Genomic DNA, 245 nt, shown 5'->3' with positions numbered 1-245 from the left:
GCCAACCCCCGCTGACGGCTGAAGTTCACAAACGCCTCCGGCGTGGCCATCACCGTCACCCCACCGGCCAACGCCATCTCGCACTCACCCGCACGCAGCGCCTGAACGGCTAGATGCAACGCCACCAACGACGAAGAACACGCCGTATCCACACTCACCGACGGGCCCTCCAGCCCGAACGTGTACGACAACCGACCCGCAATCACACTCGTCGCGTTACCCGTGCCCATCAACCCCTCAAGATG

1 protein-coding gene is annotated in these 245 nt (G+C 64.1%); it reads right to left on the bottom strand.

Going from position 1 to position 245, the window contains the following annotated elements:
* Positions 1-245 (bottom strand): beta-ketoacyl synthase N-terminal-like domain-containing protein (locus WA788_RS35855; RefSeq protein WP_335984741.1); only part of this gene is annotated, 245 nt, incomplete at both ends.

The sequence above is a fragment of the Streptomyces sp. CA2R106 genome (assembly GCF_037034245.1).
GTDB lineage: Bacteria > Actinomycetota > Actinomycetes > Streptomycetales > Streptomycetaceae > Actinacidiphila.
The sequence above is the reverse complement of the archived record's forward strand: the minus strand, read 5'-3'. Positions and strand labels throughout refer to the sequence as shown.